At 38.8% G+C, this 19,417-nt stretch carries 15 protein-coding genes; 3 read left to right on the forward strand and 12 right to left on the reverse strand.

Annotation, left to right across the window (positions count from 1 at the left end; all coding sequences use genetic code 11):
• Positions 1-6: 6 nt before the first annotated feature.
• The 8 genes from J8Z25_RS06580 to J8Z25_RS06615 form a co-directional block, all read right to left on the reverse strand.
• Positions 7-894, reverse strand: a complete 888-nt coding sequence (locus J8Z25_RS06580) for a DMT family transporter (RefSeq protein WP_130051841.1) — start codon at positions 892-894, stop codon at positions 7-9.
• A gap of 72 nt (positions 895-966) precedes the next feature.
• Positions 967-1,125 (reverse strand): DUF2496 domain-containing protein, encoded by a 159-nt coding sequence (locus tag J8Z25_RS06585; RefSeq protein WP_130051840.1) that lies wholly within the window; start codon positions 1,123-1,125, stop codon positions 967-969.
• Positions 1,122-1,394, reverse strand: coding sequence for a late competence development ComFB family protein (locus J8Z25_RS06590; protein ID WP_130051839.1), 273 nt, complete (start codon positions 1,392-1,394; stop codon positions 1,122-1,124). The genes J8Z25_RS06585 and J8Z25_RS06590 overlap by 4 nt, the downstream gene beginning before the upstream one ends.
• Positions 1,395-1,440: 46 nt before the next feature.
• Entirely contained in the window at positions 1,441-2,334 is an 894-nt protein-coding gene (locus J8Z25_RS06595; RefSeq protein WP_205987945.1) for a histone deacetylase family protein, read from the reverse strand.
• Positions 2,331-2,939: a primosomal replication protein gene (locus J8Z25_RS06600; RefSeq protein WP_130051837.1), complete on the reverse strand. Its 609-nt coding sequence runs from the start codon at positions 2,937-2,939 to the stop codon at positions 2,331-2,333. Before J8Z25_RS06600 ends, J8Z25_RS06595 begins: the two co-directional genes overlap by 4 nt.
• Positions 2,940-3,716: a TSUP family transporter gene (locus tag J8Z25_RS06605; RefSeq protein WP_178926812.1), complete on the reverse strand. Its 777-nt coding sequence runs from the start codon at positions 3,714-3,716 to the stop codon at positions 2,940-2,942. It abuts the gene before it with no gap.
• Positions 3,716-5,791 (reverse strand): ATP-dependent DNA helicase DinG, encoded by a 2,076-nt coding sequence (gene dinG / locus J8Z25_RS06610; protein ID WP_130051835.1) that lies wholly within the window; start codon positions 5,789-5,791, stop codon positions 3,716-3,718. Before dinG ends, J8Z25_RS06605 begins: the two co-directional genes overlap by 1 nt.
• An 85-nt stretch (positions 5,792-5,876) precedes the next feature.
• A complete protein-coding gene (locus J8Z25_RS06615; RefSeq protein ID WP_250661872.1) occupies positions 5,877-7,592 on the reverse strand; it encodes a tetratricopeptide repeat-containing sulfotransferase family protein in 1,716 nt (571 codons plus the stop codon).
• Positions 7,593-7,660: 68 nt separating this feature from the next.
• Here J8Z25_RS06615 and J8Z25_RS06620 point away from each other — a divergent pair, with 68 nt between their 5' ends.
• The 3 genes from J8Z25_RS06620 to J8Z25_RS06630 all read left to right on the forward strand — a co-directional run bounded on the left by J8Z25_RS06620 (position 7,661) and on the right by J8Z25_RS06630 (position 14,863).
• Positions 7,661-10,009, forward strand: coding sequence for a DNA polymerase II (locus J8Z25_RS06620; protein WP_250661873.1), 2,349 nt, complete (start codon positions 7,661-7,663; stop codon positions 10,007-10,009).
• A gap of 255 nt (positions 10,010-10,264) precedes the next feature.
• The gene (locus J8Z25_RS06625) at positions 10,265-13,123 is read left to right on the forward strand and encodes a TonB-dependent receptor domain-containing protein (protein WP_250661874.1); all 2,859 of its coding nucleotides are present in this window, start codon (positions 10,265-10,267) and stop codon (positions 13,121-13,123) included.
• A 93-nt stretch (positions 13,124-13,216) separates the two neighbouring features.
• Positions 13,217-14,863: a tetratricopeptide repeat-containing sulfotransferase family protein gene (locus J8Z25_RS06630; RefSeq protein ID WP_167658861.1), complete on the forward strand. Its 1,647-nt coding sequence runs from the start codon at positions 13,217-13,219 to the stop codon at positions 14,861-14,863.
• Between the two features lie 46 nt (positions 14,864-14,909).
• Here J8Z25_RS06630 and J8Z25_RS06635 read toward each other — a convergent pair whose 3' ends face one another.
• From J8Z25_RS06635 to J8Z25_RS06650, 4 genes are all read right to left on the reverse strand, one after another.
• Positions 14,910-16,700, reverse strand: a complete 1,791-nt coding sequence (locus J8Z25_RS06635) for a putative 2OG-Fe(II) oxygenase (RefSeq protein ID WP_250661875.1) — start codon at positions 16,698-16,700, stop codon at positions 14,910-14,912.
• Positions 16,701-16,753: 53 nt separating this feature from the next.
• Complete coding sequence (locus J8Z25_RS06640) at positions 16,754-17,131, reverse strand: hypothetical protein (protein WP_250661876.1); 378 nt, start codon at positions 17,129-17,131, stop codon at positions 16,754-16,756.
• 54 nt (positions 17,132-17,185) lie between these two features.
• Positions 17,186-17,887, reverse strand: a complete 702-nt coding sequence (locus J8Z25_RS06645; protein ID WP_250661877.1) for a DUF547 domain-containing protein — start codon at positions 17,885-17,887, stop codon at positions 17,186-17,188.
• A 62-nt stretch (positions 17,888-17,949) separates the two neighbouring features.
• Positions 17,950-19,125: a DUF547 domain-containing protein gene (locus J8Z25_RS06650; protein ID WP_130051828.1), complete on the reverse strand. Its 1,176-nt coding sequence runs from the start codon at positions 19,123-19,125 to the stop codon at positions 17,950-17,952.
• Between the last annotated feature and the right edge of the window lie 292 nt (positions 19,126-19,417).

The raw sequence follows: 19,417 nt of genomic DNA on the forward strand, positions 1-19,417 counted from the left end.
ATTCTGTTACAAGGTGTTTCGTTTTAAAAATGGTTTTATACGGATAAAGCCTGTGACCAGCATGGTGCCAGCGATAACACAAAGTGCGCCGCCTAAGGTATTTGGCCCTATTTGTTCATCTAAAATTAAATTACCCCATACAATACCAAAGAGTGGGATTAAAAAGGTAACAGTCAACGCAGAAGTTGGGCCAATGTCATCAATCAAGCGGAAAAACAGTATATACGCCACAGCAGTACAAAGCACACCGAGAGCGACCACTCCAAGCATCACTTCATTACTTGGCATTTCTCTGGCAGGAATAACAAAAATAAGCGGTAGTACCATAATACTTGCTGCCCACATACTGCCATGAGCATTATCAAAAGCAGACAACTTTGGTGCATGCTTAGTGTAATGGGATGCTATGGCATAACTTAGTGAAGCACAAAGTGCTGCAAAGATTGCTGTAACTGCTTGGGTATCGATAGTGAGGCTATTTTGACCCACTAAAATTGCTACGCCCGTTAAACCTAATAGTAAGCCAAGCAGCATACTTTTAGTGGGTTTAGTTTTACTCCAAATAATACCAACAATCACGCCCCAAATTGGGGTTGTTGAGTTTAGTATTGATAAGGTTGATGCATTGATTGTTTGTGCTGCATAGGCAAACAGTAAAAAGGGGATAGCGGAATTAAGTGCGCCAATAATAAAAAAGTGTTTTTTATGTGTCGTGAAAGCGAGTGTCTTTCGTAAGTATAAAGCAAAAATAAAGAGTGTTATTGCTGCAAAGCCAACTCTTAGCTCTATTAATACCGCAGGGCCTAAGCTATTAGCTGCCATACGCATAAATAAGAAGGAAGCGCCCCAAATAGCAGCAAGGATGAATAAGCGCAAAAAACTTGGCAATGACATGGTGTTACATTCTTTAATTATAAAACCTGAGCATAACAAATTTATGCCCTAATACTCGCCATTTTCGGACTATTAATTAGTTGATTTTGAGAGTTTCTTTTCGAAGTCAGATTTTACGATTTCTAGTGCGGCTAATACATCTTCAGCAGGTACGTCGTTTTGCTCTAAGAGCATAATTAGGTCAACAGCAATCTTTATATAGTCAGGCGCATGCTCTAACTCACTACTCATGATTGTAGTTCCTTTTTCTTAGCAACTTGACTGATTGCCACATCGATTGCCGTTTGTACTTGCTGCTCCATTTTTATACGCTCTGTTTGCGGTAAATAAAATTCCATATCAACATCATAGCGTATGTAGCGGGCAGGGAGTTGATTTAATACAGTGCAGCATAAATCTGCCATAACATCATCACTGTAGGTCGTTTCTAAGTTACGTTTTGTGATGTCTTCGACAACCAGTTTTTCATAGTAGTTGTGAATGTCGTCATGCAATTTCATACAAAGTGAACCCAATTAAAAAGTCACTTTAAGTGTATACCAAGCTTTAAAATAAATCGACAGCAGCCCTAAAAAGCTGACCATGAACATCAACCAAACGGCTTACATTTCGCTGATAGCCACCGCCCATGACTGCAAAGACAGGGATTTTTGCTTCTTTCGCTTGGTTTAATACAAAATAATCACGTTGATACACTCCCTCCATACTGACTTGAAAGTGTCCTAATTCGTCATTCGTTGCAATGTCTGCGCCGGCGTTGTACAAAATGATATCTGGCTGGTGGAGTCTCATCGTTAAGGCTAATGCTTGTTTCACTGTTTCCAAGTATTCAGTATCTTTTGTGCCATGCTCTAGGGAAAAGTCGTAGTTTGATTGCTGTTTAATTCGCGGGAAGTTTTGTTGACAATGAATTGAGCAGCTAATGATCTGAGGGTGCGCTTGTGTCACTTCAGCGGTACCGTCACCTTGGTGAACGTCGCAGTCAAAGATTAACACGGTGTCGGCTTGATCTGTATTAATTAAATGCGCAGCTGCTATCGCTAAGTCATTGAAAATACAAAAGCCACTGCCATAGCCTGTAAATGCATGGTGATAACCACCACTTAGGTTAAAAGCTGCACCATGTTGCAAGGCATACTCTGCGCCATGAATACTCGCCCCTACAGAATAAAGTGTTCGTTCAACTAATTCATGTGACCAAGGGAAGCCCATTTTTTTTATCTCTTTTGTATCAAGGCTGCCAGTTAAAAAAGCATCGACATAATCTTGGTCATGGCACAGAGCAAGCTGTGCTCGAGTGGCTTGTTGTGGGGTAATGAAATGCTGCTCATCAATAAAGCCGCTGATAAGTTGTTTCAACAAGCGATATTTATCAATCGGGAAGCGGTGACGCTCAGGTAAAGCTAACGCTGAATAACTTGGATGATAGTAAAACATTATCTGAGCTGCTGTTTTTCGACCTGTTGAATTTTGTCTTCAGTGGCTGAAATTGCCTTACGGCAACGGCCCAACCTAGCATGCAATGCAAGTATTTCTTTATTGATTTCGGCTGCTTGCTGCGTATTTGCAGCTTCGAGCTTAAGTTTTCGCTCTTCAATCATCAAAACTAAGCGGCGCTCAAACTCGTGATTTTGCTTTAGTTCATCATACAGTTCATGTGACGACTGCATGATTTTTTTTACTGCTTGTTTATAAACTTGTGGCTTTGTTTTTGGTTTAAAACTGTACTTATTTTCTTTAGCCCACACAGGGGTTGATTTGATCACATTGAATACAGCTTCTACCTGAAGGGCAATTCGTTCAAGAGCATATTGATATGCGTGACGATGCTCAGCAGGTGGCAGGCTGTTAAGCTCATCTTCGATTTCTATGACATAATCTGCCAGCTTCATACTTTTTGTGCTAAATACTGCTTTATCAAATAAACTTGGTTGGGCTTGCATATAACGATTTTTCGCAAACAAATTACCCTTATCAAATTGTGTAGCTAATTGCTTTAGCCTTTCAATTTGTGAACGCAGTTTATCAAAAGCAGTCGATTGCATTTATAAATAAGCCTCATAGATTAACTTTAATGCTAAAACAATAACCACAGTGTTAAACACGGGGCGGATCATTTTACTGCCAAACTTAATTGCCGAATGCGCACCTAACCATGCACCTAGCATCAAGAAAAAGCCCATCGTGATACCAAGTATAAAGTTCACATGCCCTAACGCAACAAAGGTGATCAAAGAAATAAAATTTGAAACGAAGTTCATCGAGCGAGCAAGCCCACAGTTAAGTAACAAGCTCATTTTATATAATAGACTATTTGAAGCAGTCCAAAACGTACCAGTCCCTGGGCCTGCTAAACCATCAAAAAAGCCTAGCCCAAGCCCTTGCAGCCACTGTTTAATTTTAGTTTTGCCATCAAGTTTTGGTAATTCGTTATGCTCGGTAGTACTTAAACTGCCAAATAAGCTGTAACAAGCTACTAGAATAATTACCACGGGCAATAATTTATTCAGAAATTCAATACTTAAGTAATCAACCACCAGGGTACCTATAAGCGCACCTATGGCTGTTGCTAGGATGGACGCGGCCCAAAATCGAGGGTTGAATAACTTTTTACGAAAATAGGTCACGCTGGCTGTTAATGAGCCAAAACTTGCTGCAAGTTTATTTGTGCCTAATGTGAGATGGGGAGGTAAGCCCGCAGTTAATAGCGCCGGCACAGTTAACATGCCGCCACCGCCTGCGATAGCATCAATAAAGCCAGCTGCCAGCGCCACTGCGCATAATAGTGCCCATGTTGTTGGGTCTAAAGCTAATTCAAACATTAATAATCAATTTGTCTTTTAAAGGGTGGCAAGGTATCGAGCATGGCTTTGCCATATCGCTTGGTCACTAATCGGCGATCAAGAATAGTAATACGACCCTGATCATTTTCTTTACGAAGCAGTCTACCACAGCTTTGTACTAATTTCTTTGCAGCATCAGGAACGGTTATCGAAAGAAACGGGTTGCCACCTTTACTTTGTACAAACTCAGCCTGCGCTTCTTCTATTGGGGAGGTCGGCACCGCAAATGGAATCTTTGTTATAACTAAGTTTTCTAAGTATTTACCCGGTAAATCAAGACCCTCTGACAGGCTTTGAGTGCCAAATAAATAACTAGCACGGCCTAAATCTACATTCGCTTTATGCTTTTTCAAAAGTGCCTCACGCGACATTTCACCTTGCACTAATACATCAATCCCTTTACTTCTCAACGCTTTGACGACATGGTCCATTTGCCAATAAGAGGCAAATAACACTAAATTAGCTTTTTTATCGTTAAGGAATTTAGGTAACTGTTCAGCTAAGTGGTCGCTAAAGGCTTTCTCTGTAGGCTCAATATGACTTGCAGGAATATGCAGCGTGGCTTGTTTTGGATAATCAAACGGAGAAGGAACTTTAATGTATTTGACACCTTCTTCTTTGGCAAGGCCACATTCATATGCAAAGTGATCAAATGAGCCAAGTGCCGTTAATGTCGCTGAACACAGAACAGCACCTGCACATTGGTTCCATAATTTATCTTTTAAGTAATAGCCAACTTCAATAGGGCAATCACTGAGTAAATGATCGTGATGGTTCTTATACTCTAGGCGTTTTATCCATCGAGCATGGGGAATACCTTCACCTTTTGTAGCGTAACTAAACCATAGCTTGTTTAATAACTCTAGGCGATTAATGTACTGGCCACTTTCAGCCAATATTGGATCGGCCACATAAGGTTTAATATCGCCATCACTCACGTCTTGCACTAGGGTGTCGTGCATCTTGTTAAGTGCTCTTAGTGCATCAAGGGTGGCATCGCTAATATCTTTTGCTTTAGCATGCAAAGCCGCTGGAATCTCACCATGCTCAAAGCGATAGGTATCATCACTATTGTAGTTAAAGTCGGCATTATCAAGAATGTCACGGACTACTTTTAGGTTTTTGCCCGCATCATTGATGCTGTCACTGAGTTTAAAATTTTGCCCAATCGCTTTTTGACCCACGAGTACATTCGCCATTTTCCCTGCGAATTTAACAAGCTTGTCGAGCCAGTCGATGGTGCCTTTGATTGTTGCCGCAGCAGATGAGAAGTCTCGAGTGATGTGCGCTAAGTGATGGGCTTCATCAATAACATAAATAGTATCGTCAGGTTCAGGTAGAATCTTACCACCACCCAAATCAAGATCAGCTAGTAACAAAGAATGGTTGATCACTAGCACATCCATTTGCATAAGACGCTGACGCGCCATATGGAAAGGGCAGAGCTGATGAGCGCGCATTTGTCGTTGGCATGAGTGTTTATCACAGGCAATTAAATTCCAAACTTTATCCGGAATAGTATCAGCCCAACTATCGCGATCGCCTTGCCATTGTTTGTTTGAATAAGCATCATAAAGTTGCTTTAAGCACTTGGTTTCCATATCTGAAAGTGGTGATGACAGGGTTGGCATAAACTCCATTTGCGTTTGGCTGTCGCCATTAACTGCAGCACTAAGTTTTTGTGCACAGATATAACGCTGACGACCTTTAACTAAATCAAATTTAATATCTAACCCAGAGTGCTCTTTAAAAAACGGCAGTTCTTTACTAATTAACTGTTCTTGTAGGGCAACAGTTGCCGTCGAAATCACTAATTTCTTTTTTTTGGCCATCGCCAATGGTAATGCACCTAAACAATAAGCGAGTGACTTACCGGTCCCTGTGCCAGCTTCAATGACACAGATACGTTGACTTTTGTGATACTCACCGGCAAGGGTTTTTGCTATCTCGGCAACTAAATAGTTTTGACTGCTTCTAGGGCGGTAGTCAGTAAGGTTATCAGCAACATGCTTATGAATTTGCCGAATTGTTTTTTTTAAAGAGTCAGATAGCATGCCCAGAAAACCTAAAGTATGTATATAATTACAGTAATGAATTTTAGAGATTTAACTGGGCAACTACAAGCGACTTGTTCGATTATTATTTTATTAGCTTTAATAGAGGTTCAAGATGAACCTGATAATTAGACCATTCTGTTAATGCATCTTTGTAAATGGGTTGCCTTACTTGTTCTGAGCTTGGTGTCATAATTGGGCGTTTGTGATTATAAAAACTCATGCAGCTTTCATGCATTTCTAAATCGCAGTAAGTTAGTAACTCACTCACGGTGTTGGAAAAATCATTAACAAGATTTTGATAGTCGACTTTAAATATTTCGTCAGGATATAAGCAATGCCAGTGCGACATTAAATCAGTGTAATCATTTATATATTCTGCAAGAGATGTAAAGTCGTAGCTATAGGCGTGACCCTCAGAGAAAGAGTGTTTGTATAAACTCCACGCAGTTGCGGCTTTATCTCTCGTTACTTCGAGTATCTTCGCATTTGGGAAGAGCGTTTTAATTAACGCGATATGATGAAAGTTCACTGGTTGCTTATCGATAAATATATTGTTTTTTCCACGTAAAGGAGCAATAAATTTTAGGTATCTATCAGCGTAGTGTGCTTTATCTTTATCAGTTAGCTTATCAAGGCCATAAGGAACATCTGAGAGTTTTTTACTTTCTAACTCTCGAGCGATTGCATTTATTTCTGTGAGCTCGTAACTTGCATCAACATCAGGGTGACTTGCTAAAATTTGCTCAACTAAGGTAGAGCCACTTCGCGGTAAGCTGACGATAAAAATCAGCTGTAGCGATTCATTAGATGTAAGATTATTAATAGATCTTTGAGTTAAATATTTTTTACAACGAAAAGTAAAGTTGCTTGGCTTGTATGGTATTAGTGCTTTTTGAATTTTGTTTGCTTTTTCTAATGTCTTAAATGAGAGTTCGTAGTTGTGGCATTGTTCATAGGCTTTGGCGAGAGCAAAGTAAAGTTGAGCACTGTTGAGGTTTTGAACAGCAGATTGTGTTTGTTCTACTAAACTGTCTATATCCCTATTATTAAATGTATATGTTTTTAAATTAGCTAAATTCCAATAGGCCTCACCTAGTCTGTTATCTAGTTGGAGTGCTTGTTTATAGTGCGTTATAGCAAGTTCAGTATCACCTTTGATTTTTTCTATGTTACCAAGTCGAAGGTGGCAATGGGCTGCGTAATAGTTTGCATCGAGTAACTTGTTATAGATGGCCTGTGCTTTATCAAATTGCATCATTTTTACATGAGCGATAGCAATTAAACTCTCAATAAATAAAGTAGGAGAGGGGATCGATGTGCGATAAAATGTGAGTAACTCTTCAAATTGCTTGGTATTGAGTAAGGCTTGGCAGTAGTTTTCTAGGACTGCTTGTTTTTGCGAGTTGTTCTCGAGGTTATGTTTTGATATGTCAAAGTACGCTTTGCTATCTCCCACCTTTAGTGCGATATCAGCCAGCGTTTGAAGTGCTCTATACTCATTAGGCACGAGTTGTAGTAGTTGCTTAGTGATTTGCTCAGCTTGGCGAGGGTTATGGTTATTTAACTGTTGTTTAGCCGTTTCTAATTGTTTGTTAAACCAAAAAATCATCTCATATTGTTTTAAAGCACTTTGCTGTTGTTCGTGCTCTTGCAGCATTTTGTGAGTTTCAGCGAGTAATGCCCAGCCATCATGATATTCAGGGTGTTGTTTGAGTATGTCTAGCAACAAAGCTTTAGCCTTATGTGGTTCAGTAGCAACGAGTGTTTTTGCGCTTTTAATTGCATTAATTGGGCTCATAATTGGCTCTTATAATTTTTTATAGTTAGGGTGTACTATACCTCTACCGTGATAGATATTTGAAGTAAATGGTTACAGATACAGGTTTTATCCTTTCAAAAGAGGCCTTCGATAGCTCAACAGGGGTTACTTTTGTGTTTTGGTTGTGGTGTAAACACGGCCCATTAAAAGTGCTCGTTGAACAGCAAGAAGTGGTGTTTTTCATTCCTGACAATCAAGTGTCTGCTGCAGAAAGGCTTTTGCAAAGTCAAAACATTTATGTTCGTTTTGCAGATGCAAAATTAAAAAACTTTCAAAATCAATCGGTGATCTGTTGTTATTTTAATTCATTAAAAGACTATTACCGTGCCATCAAAATTTTAAAAAGTTCACAAATAGTGACGTTTGAAGATGATGTTAGGCCAATTGACAGATTTTTGATGGAACGTTTTATAAAAGGCTCTGTATGGGTTAAAGGTGAAATTCATACACGAAGCGATTTTAGACTGCTAAAGAAAGCAAAATTAAAACCAAACAATGAATTTAAACCTAATTTTAAGCTCGTTTCTATTGATATAGAGTGTAATGGTGATGGCGTACTATTTTCTATTGGCTTAGTCGGAGACGGCATAGACAAAGTGTTAATGATAGGGCGCCCAGAATCTACTGCCGAATTAGATTATCAAATTAACTGGTGTGAAGATGAAATTGACCTGCTTTCTCAGTTTGAGACTGAAATTCAGCGAATTGACCCTGATGTATTGATTGGCTGGAACGTTATTGAATTTGACTTTAGTGTACTTCATGCAAGGGCTGAGGCACTAGGTATTTCACTAAAGCTTGGGCGTAATAAAGAAAAAATGCGTTTGCGTGAGGGAAACTTTACCCGCATTACAATACCTGGTCGCGTTGTGGTTGATGGTATTGATACCTTAAAAAATGCCACTTATCATTACGACAGTTTTAGCCTTGCCAATGTAGCAAGCATCGAACTTGGCGAAGAAAAGCTGATTAGCACTGATAATCGCCTTGAAGAGATTATTCGTCAGTTTAATGAAGAGAAGCTTTCGCTTGCTAACTACAACAGACAAGATTGTATATTGGTACTACGCATCTTTGAGAAGCTTAAACTGCTCGACTTTGCGGTTGTAAGAAGCCAGCTCACAGGCCTCGAATTAGAGAGAATGGGGGGGTCAGTTGCTGCCTTTACTAATCTCTATTTACCACTGTTACATAGAAGTGGCTATGTTGCCCCGAATTTAGGAGATCACGGGCTAAGCTTTGACAGCCCAGGTGGTTATGTTATGTCATCGCAGCCAGGCTTGTATCAGAATATACTTGTGCTTGATTATAAAAGCTTATATCCATCGATCATGAGGACCTTTTGTATAGATCCTCTTGGGCTTATAGAGGGATTAAAAAAGCCAGATAATGCAATCGAAGGATTTAACCAAGCACAGTTTTCACGCACTGAACACCACCTGCCTGAACTGATCCGTGAACTTGCAGCGACAAGACAAATAGCCAAAGACAAAGATCAGCCTATGCTCTCACAGGCGATTAAAATCATTATGAATAGTTTATATGGTGTACTTGGTTCAAAAGGTTGTCGCTTTTATGATCCTCGATTGTCTAGCTCTATCACTTTACGTGGTCATGAAATTATGCAAACCACCAAGCAGTGGATAGAAGAGTGGGGCTACGAAGTCATTTATGGTGATACAGATTCGACCTTTGTAAGGCTTGATGATGATCTAAATTCGCATGACTGTAATGAAATCGGTACGAAACTGGCAAAAAAAATTAACAAATGTTGGCAAATTAAATTATTACAAGATTATAAAATAGACAGTTTCTTGGAAATTGAGTTCGAAACCCACTATAGCCCATTTTTTATGCCTACAATTAGAGGAAAAACAACAGGTTCTAAAAAGCGCTATGTAGGAAAAGTTGAAAAAAATGGCGCTTCAAAATTAGTCTTTAAAGGCATGGAAACTGTGAGAAGTGATTGGACAGAGCTTGCTCATAAGTTTCAGACAGAATTATTTGAGATTTTATTTTCAGAAAATTACAGTCCACAATTAATAGTGCAAGCCTTTGATAGGTATGTTAAAAAACTCTATGCGGGTGAGTTTGATTCAAGCCTTATCTATCGTAAGCGTTTAGGTCAGCATTTAACTGATTATCAAAAAAACATCCCTCCCCATGTAAAAGCTGCGAAACAGCATTTAGCTGACAATCCCCACCTGGCGTTTCAGCGTGGTCAAATAATTGAATACGTTTACACCCCTAGTGGTGCAGAGTACTACATAGGTGAGCATAATTATGATTATAGCATTTATGTTAATAAACAATTGCTACCAATAGCTGAAATGATTGTTGTTGATTTAGGTACTATAGTTTCATCTCTAAGTGACCGTCAAATACAGCTTTTTTAAAAAAATTAACATTTTTTTGATTCTTTATTGCGATGAATGATCAAGTGGACAGGTTTAAATGCTTATTTGGGTGTTTTTTGTTCACAAAAACAGAAAAAGTAAACTTTTTGCTGCTTCATTAAAAAATTGTAAATAAAGAGCTGGATATTTTGTTTTATTTGTTTATTATTTGTTTGTCGCAGTCCTGATGCGATACAAATAATAAACAAGCTTATGCTAAATATAACCACAACATAGTGGTCCAGGGAGAATCAAATGTTAAATAATAAAGTTTCAAAAGCAGTTCGCTTAGCGCTTGCTTTTGGTACAGCTTCAACAGCTGCGTTTTCTGTAAACTCTTATGCTGCCGAAGAAGAAGCAGTAGAAAAAGTTGAACGTATTGAAGTTACAGGTTCACGTATCAAACGTACTGATATTGAGACTGCAAGCCCAGTACAAGTTACAACAGCTGAAGATATCGAAGTTGCTGGTTTTACTCGTGTTGAAGACATGATGAACAGCTTGCCTCAACTTGAAGCTTCAAGTACTGCATTCCAATCAAATGGTGCTTCTGGTACTGCTACTCTTGATTTACGTGGTATGGGCTCACAACGTACCTTAGTACTTATCAATGGTCGTCGTATGCAAGCAGGTGGTATCTATAGCCAATCTGCAGATATCAACCAAATCCCAGCAGCACTTATCAAACGTGTTGATGTTATGACTGGTGGTGGTTCATCAACTTATGGTGCTGACGCAGTAGCGGGTGTTGTAAACTTCGTAATGGACGATCAATTCGAAGGTTTCGAAGTAAACTTAGGCTCAACAGCTTATCAACATGATAACGATAACGAGTACATCCAAGGTTTAATGGATGAAAAAGGTTTTGAATACGAAAGCGGTAATACTGGTTTTGATGGTTCATCGTTTGATTTCTCTGCTACGCTAGGTGGTTCATTCGATAGCGGTAAAGGTCATGCTGTAGGTTATTTTACTTACAACAAACAAAACGAATTACGTCAAGGTTCACGTGATTACTCATCTTGTGCATTATCTTCTACAGGTACTTCATGTGGTGGTTCTGGTAACGCAGTTGTTCCTAACTTCTATATCGCTGGTGTTACAGATGCTGGTGGCTTCAATTGGGATGATTACGATTACTGGACACTAGGTACTGATAGCAGCTTCATTCCTTCAAGCGGCAACCTATATAACTATGCGCCAGTTAACCACTTTATGCGTCCAGATGAACGTCATACACTTGGTTTATTTGCTAACTATGAAGTAAATGATAACTTCCACCCGTTCATTGAAGCTATGTTCATGCGTGACCGTACTTCTGCACAAATCGCAGAATCTGGTACGTTCTTCAACGAAAATTATGTAATGGATTATGATAGCCCATTACTAACTGATGCACAGCGTCAAAACCTAACTGACCGTTTCGGTTTAACTTCAGGTGACCAATTTGCAACTTACATCGGTAAACGTAACGTTGAAGGTGGTCCTCGTGTTAACCAACTTGAGCATAGCTCATTCCGTTTAGTATTAGGTAGTAAAGGTGAAATTAGTGACCTTTGGTCATATGAAGCGTTCATGCAATATGGTTCAACTTCTTCATCTTCTGCATACGAAAATGACTTCTTCGGTCCACGTATCAGTACAGCTCTTTCTGCAAATGGTGAAGATTGTGCGGCAACTGACGGCTGTATTCCTTACGAAGTATTCACTTACCAAGGTGTTTCTGCTGAAGCAGCTGGCGCACTAACTGGTACTGCAATCCTTAACGGTGTTACAGAGCAATTCATCGTAAGTGGTTTCGTAACAGGTGAATTTGAATTTGGTCTACCTTCTTCTGATTACCCAATTGCAGCAGTATTTGGTGCTGAGTACCGCGAAGAGACATTCGGCCGTACAGCGGATGAAGTTTACGCGCAAGGTCTACTACTTGGTCAAGGTGGTCCAACTAAGAGCCTTAACGGTGAGTACGATGTAACAGAATTCTTCGGTGAGTTAAGCTTACCAATCGTTGAAGGCATCACTGGTGTTGAAAGCCTATTAATCGACTTAGGCTATCGTTGGTCTGATTACAGCACTTCAGGTTCAGAGCCTACTTATAAAGTAGCAATGAACTGGGATGTAACTGAAAACTGGAAAATCCGTTCAAGCTACAACCGTGCAGTACGTTCAGCAAACAATGGTGAATTATTTGCTCAACAAAGCCGTGGCTTATGGGGTGGTGTAGATCCATGTGCGACTGCAACTCCAGAACTTAGCCAATCAGCTTGTGCAAACACAGGTGTTTCAGCTTCTCAGTATGGTAGCATCGGTAAGAGCCCTGCGGATCAGTACAACGGTTTCTTCGGTGGTAACCCAGAACTTCGTCCTGAAATTGCAGACACAATCACCCTAGGTGTTGTTGGTAACCCATTTGAAGATTTCAACTTCTCAATCGACTACTGGGATATCGAACTTGAAGACGCAATCGGTGCAATTGACCCTGAGTTAATCGTTCGTCAATGTGGTCTAACAGGCGATGCACAGTTCTGTGATAAGATTGAACGTACACCTGGTAGCGGTAGCTTATGGGTTGGTTCTGGTCAAGTTGTTGCAACTAACACTAACTTAGGTAACATTCACTTTGAAGGTATCGATTTAAGTGCTAACTACGACATGGAAATTGGCGGTGGTACACTTTCGACTAGCCTAATCGGTACTTACATGATGACTAAAGAATATGAAGATATTCCAGGTGTAAGTGAACCGTATGATTGTGTTGATACACTAGACAATGGCTGTTTCCCACAACCAGAATGGCGTCATGTTCTTAGCGCAAGCTACGACACTGGCAGCTGGTGGAAAGCGACAGCTAAATGGCGCTTCTTTAGTGGCGTGAACGATTACACTGGTTCTGACACATTAGTTCAAGACGGTATCGGTTCACAAAGCTACCTTGACCTTAAGGGTTCATTCACAATCAATGATTACACTCGTGTTCTTGTTGGTGTGAATAACGTATTAGATAGAGAGCCACCATTAGTAGGCGGTACATTATCTACAAATGGTAACGCAGTAGCTGGTTACTACGACACACTTGGTCGTTACTTCCACGCAAGCGTTTCATTAAAATTCTAATTTGAATTAATTAATGTATGATAAAGCGAGCTTCGGCTCGCTTTTTTTATGGGGAAGCTTTTTTTATGGGGAAGCTTTTTTTATGGGGAAACAATGACATCAGAACAACACACGTTTACCCAAGCTGTTGCTTTACTTCAGCAAGGTAAAGTTAGCCAGGGGATAGAATTATTAAAACCGTTAACACATAACAGTGAGTTTGCTGAAAAAGCGTTACAGATTCTCTTTAAAGTTGCTATGCAGCAACAAGACACTGAAACAGCCATTTCTTATTGCCAGCAACTGGTATCAATTGCTCCTACAAAGTTTGATTACGTACTGACCCTAGTACAATTAAGTTTAAGTTGTGGTGAGCTAGAAATTGCAAAAAACGCGCTATTACCTTTATATGAGACAAACCCGCAGCAAGCTGATATTTGTTTTCAGCTAGGTAAAATAGAAAGAAAGCTTGATAACGCAGATGCAGCATTAACTTATCTAGATCAAGCGAGGGTTTTGTCTGAGCAGTTTAAAGTACCTGCTTTAATCGAAATCTCTTTTGTCCATAATGATCAACTACATCAGCCAGATTCAGCAATAAAGTATTTAGAACAGGCAATTAGTGCCGATAGTAATAATCTGCAAGCCCACTTTGCATTGGCAAATATTTATGAACAACTCGGTGATAAAGACAAGGCTAAGAAGGGATTTCAACAGGTTTTAAAAATAGATGCATTTAATGCGATGGCTCAAGCAAGATTGGCCGATATTGAAACCTTCACTGAACGCGATGCAATTGACTATGAACGAGCAAGCTTAGCCATATTACAGCGGGAATCAGATGATATAGCGTGTGCTGATATTTATTATGCACTTGGTAAAGTATTTAATGATTGCAAAAATTATCAGCAAGCTTGGCATTATTATGTAAAAGCTAATCATTACAATAAAAAGTATTTACCAGCCTATGATCGCCAATCTGTTGAGAAGATTACTGACTACACCTTAGCTCGTAATATTGTTCTGCAAGAAGCGAATAGCTCAATAACACCAATTATAATTTGCGGTATGTTTCGTTCTGGCTCAACACTAATTGAACAAATCATCAGCTCTAACGAGCAAATAGCGGCAGGTGGTGAAATTGCCTATTTACATTCATCGTTATTCAATTTAATTGGCGATGAAAAGGCTCTTGCTAATAAGGCTAAAGAGCCTGAATTTATTGATGGTTATAAAGAACAATTAACCTTAAGAGCTGAAGGTGCGCTTTATGTAACAGATAAACGCCCTGAAAATTACCTTTACTTAGACATTATCAAGCAGCTATATCCAAAAGCTAAGATTATCTGGACAGAGCGAGATATTAAAGACAATAGCTTATCAGCTTTTTTCCAGCATTTAGGTCCAAGTTTAAATTATGCTGTATCGCTAAACGATACATTGCATCATTACGAGCAGCAACAACGAATTAAGTCACATTGGCAGTCGCGTTTTGGCGATGATATTTTTACTCTGAATTACGACCAGCTCGTTTGCTCACCTGAGCAAGTGTTAGAACAGTTGTTTAGTTTTTTAGGGCTAGAATACTCTGATGAAGCCCAGCGGTTTCATAATAAATCTGGCACTGTAAGTACAGCGAGTGTCTGGCAGGTTAGAAAACCACTTTATAAGTCTTCGTCAGGTCGTTTTGTAAATTATCTAAAGCATATACAGGCTGATGAGAAATCCTATTTAGATGCAAAAGCGCTTTTAAATAGATAACAGCTAATTAGAGGAAAAGACCATCAGTTTGATGGTCTTTTTTTCACTATTTTAAGGGCATGATATCGCAAGGAATTGTTAGCCTAGGACTCTTACTTTTGAGTTGGTAAGTGCCATGCCAAATATAGCTAGGGAAAATAATAATATGACCTTCTTCTGGGCATATTTCACGAGCAATAGATTCTCGATCACCTAAGTTAAGACTTGTTTCCCCCAGTTTTAACCAACCATTTTTAGTCGGATCATCTTTACTCATTTCATCAGGAATAGAAATATAGCTCGGAGCCGATAACCAACCTTGTGGGTGAATATGGTTAGCATGAAAACCACCTTGTTCTAGTTTGACAGACCAACTACCTTTGGCAACAAAGCGTTGATGGTTACGTGCCAATAGAGGATGGTTAGCATCTTCTGGCAGCTGCTGCAGATATTGGTTTATGCATGTCGTCATTGATGACTTAAATAAATCAATGAGTTGATTAGAGCGGTGCAACAGGTGACCCTGCGTTTGACTGCCACTGCGCACACTTTGATCTAATGGTTGTAGTTTATTGGTGTGTAGGCCAATCATTAGCTCTTGCAGTTGTTTATTGAAATCGCCATACGTTTTAAAACCATGCGGGGCAGGAAGCTCCATTACCTTAACGAATTTATCAAGGTTAGTTAACCAATGATATTTATCATTATTTGATAGTCGCCAAGCAATACTTAAATATGCCCAAAGCTCTTGGTTATTAGGATTAAATTTTACTGCGGTTTCTAAATGAGAGATCGCTGAGCTGTAATCGCCTTGTTGTATGTAAAAGTTTGCTAAATCAATACAGTAACGAGCATTTTGTGGGGCTGCTTTGACTAGTTGCTGAAGGAGTGAAAATGCTTTTTCTGCTTCTCCTGTTTTATCAAGAAGAATACTATGGGCATGAAGTAAATCTAAGTTCTGCGGATGGCTTTGTGTTGCTTTACTACTTATAACTAACGCTTCTTCTAACTTGTCTAATTGCAGCAATTGGCCAATTTGAGAATGGATTAAAACAGGGTTAGCATCATAGTTTTTAAAAGTATGGGCATATGAACTCATCAACTGGTTTTGTGAGTGTTCCCAGTAGAGCTTATTAAGACTTTCATGTGCAGGTACATAGTTAGGAGCAAGCTCTAAGCATGCCTTGAGATGAGCTTGTGCATGTTCATATTGTTGTAAATCATAATGTGTACAACCAACTATATAATGTAATTCAGCACTTGGTTGCTGTTTTAAAAGCATTTTCAAAAGCTCCAATGCTTTGTCAAATTTACCCAAATTACGATAATTACACGCTTCTTTATAAACGAAATGAAATAGCCCCTTTAATTGGGCTGGTAATTTTGTTTGAAAATAGTCTTCGATACGTTGTAAATCACCCAATCGCTCGAAAAGCTCTAGAGCGAGCCAGTGATATCGAACTAATGAAGTTTGCGAAGGGGATGTTTCGTTAATAAACAGCTCAGCCTTCAGTAATTCGTCTTGGTTAATTAGACTTTCGATATAATTAAGTCGTGGCTTTTCGAGTGACAAAGAAGCTGTGTTGTATTCACAAAACTGAATACACTCTGCATACTTTTTTTGTTTACAAAGTAGATTGGTGTAGTTGTCTAAAAGGCCAACATGATTACTAAATTGGCTAAGGCCTTTTAAATAACACTGCTCTGCTTCAAAAGTTTTGTTTACAGCTGATAAACATAAGCTATTCAATGTATACCAATCAGCGGTTTTATTTGTATGTAAAGAAAGGAGTTGTAATGCCTGCACATATTGTTGTTGATTGAATGCGTGCAAAGCTCTTTGCAATGTATTATTCACTCGTACACCCTGTTTTTGCTTTATGTTAACAGGGCGTACAGTAAAGTAAAATATTACTCTTGATTTACATCAAGGTCTTTGATTTCTACTGTACCTTTAATACGTTCTCTTTGTTTATAAAGCTTGCGAATTTTCTTCCAAACTTGTGGTGGATATCGACCAAATTGAGCTAGCCGCTTCGTTAAGGGATCGGCGATATAGCTTCCATCTGCTGCACGATATCCATATGTTATTCCACCTATACCTTCTAACGGAGCCCTGTTAATAGCTGAAGAGGCTCCATAGGCTCTATGCGTGCGATATAAATCCACGATATGCCAATCATCTATTGTAAGCTTAAACCCTTTAGATGACTCTACAGCATCTTTTAAAGAGCCATTAGTATAGTGTTCAATATGAGACTTTAAATCTTGTTCAAAGTCGTCAAACAAGGCTTCTGTTTGCTGGTAGTAGACGGATAGGTAAAGCCTATCTTTCCCTTTAATTTATATACCTCGGTTAGAATTAACAAATTCCTCACCATTGTCTGCTAGTTGGTAATACACTTTGCTTCCTACATAGGCTTCTGGGCGAAGATTTGGGCTGCCGATATTCCCTTGATGAAAGCCGTACATTACAATCGGTTTACTTTTGCCAAACTTTTTAAAGACAATGTTGTGTTGTATGTCATTTAAAGACAGGCTATGTCCCATAACAGTAATAAATTCCTCATCAAGTAATGAATTATCACCAAATAATAAATCTTCAGTACTGAAGATAGGGTAGTGCTCAATGAGTTTCTCTAATAATGCTGTGGTATATAAATTTAGCCAATAAGCGAGTTGCTCAGATAGGACGAGCTCATTAAGAGGGATTTGTTCAAGGCTCAGACGTATTTTTCTAAAACCAGTTTTTAGGTTTGCCTTTACAACTTCTTCATAATAAAAACGGTTTGCTTCTAAAGCAGTATCGTTATTTTTATGTGCTCGGGTGCGTGTCCCAATGCTTGATTGGCCTTTTCGAAAACCTCGGTCTGAGCGGCCTAAGTCAATAACAGTGATTTTAAGCAACTGATCTAAATCACCATAAGATATTGTTAAATCATTATCTAAGCCGAAATCGGCAAATTCTTCTGGTAGAGTGTCTAGTTTTGCTGACGAGTATGCAGTAAAGAAAATTGTGGTAATTAATAAGAGTGGTTTAAGCATAGCGAACTCCCTGTTCAGAAAAAGCCACCCATCACATTCTTTTGACGAGTGGCTATCTTATTTTAATTCTTTGAATCAAGATCCTTAATCTCAACAGAGCCACTGTTGTCTTGGCGCTTTAAATTAAGCTTTTTGATTTTTTCTAACATTTCAGGAGAAAAACGACCAAAATCCATGGTGCGCATCATAATTGAATCAGTAATGTGACTAACGTTTACTGCCCCAATACCAGCGCCACTACCTTCAGGGCCGATAGGTACTGCAGAGTTGCTTACAACAGCATTTAGCATTGCCGCAGGGTTAGTTGATGCAGAACCGCCATAGTCACGGTCGGTGCCATATAAATCAGTGATACTCCAATCTTCAATATCAATTTTGAAGCGCTTGGCGTATTTAACATCGCTTTTCATTTGACCTTCAGCATAGTCTTCTAAGTGCTCACGTAAGTCATTTTCGAAATCTGAAAATAAAGACTCAGCTTGTTCATAATACTTAGACACATAAAGGCGGTTTTTACGCTTAATTTGCATGCCTCGATTTGAGTTTACAAACTCTTCACCATTTTCAACAAGTTGATGGTAAACCTTGCTACCTTTATACGCTTCATCTCGAAGGTTTGGGCTACCAATGTTACCTTGATAAAAGCCATACATAACAATTGGCTTCTTTTTACCGAATTTTTCAAAAACAATTTTATGTTGAATATCATTGAGTGAAAGTTTGTAACCGGCAACGGTTAAAAACTCATCTTCTAAAATTGAGTCATCACCAAAAAGAAGATCTTCCGTATCACGAACAGGGTAGTGTTCAATTAACTTTTCAACCATCGCTGTATTATATAGGTTAAGCCAATATGCCAATTGTTCATCAAGGCTTAAATCGTTTAATGACACTTCACTCGGTACCTTTTCTAGGCTAAGCCTAATTTTGTGAAATCCATCTTTTATGTCTGATTTAACAACCCCTTCGAAGAAAAAACGATTGGCTTCAAGCGCAGTATCATTATTTTTGTGGGATTTCATGCGTGTGCCAATAGAGGATTGAGATTTACGAGAACTTCGATCTGATTTCCCCATATCTATTACGGTCATTTCAAGTAGCTTATCGAGATCCTCGTACGAGACTTTAATGTCACGATTGAGACTAAAGTCAGAAAACTCTTCTGGGAGTTCATTTATTTTTGCATACGAAGAAAGTGAGCAAAAAGTAAATGTAATTAGTAATAATTGTTTAATCATGGTTTTTCCTTGTTGTTTTAACAATCTAACTATTGCTGATTGTTACATTTTTTTCAAGTGATCATGTACCGAATATATAACTGGATCCAATGTTTACCCTAGTAAATAAGGAGGTGTTGTAAATTGCTGGTTAAGTTGTCTTTCTGTTTGTGGTTAATAGAATGTTCATTCTATTAACTTTTGCATTTTTAAGTCTTGATTTTATCATTACCCTTTAATTTGACCTGTTTAATTGTGAATTGACCGTAATTACTGGGTGTTTATTTTTTTATTTTTATTTTTTACCAGATAA

It is taken from the genome of Pseudoalteromonas sp. SCSIO 43101, assembly GCF_023650775.1.
GTDB lineage: Bacteria > Pseudomonadota > Gammaproteobacteria > Enterobacterales > Alteromonadaceae > Pseudoalteromonas > Pseudoalteromonas apostichopi.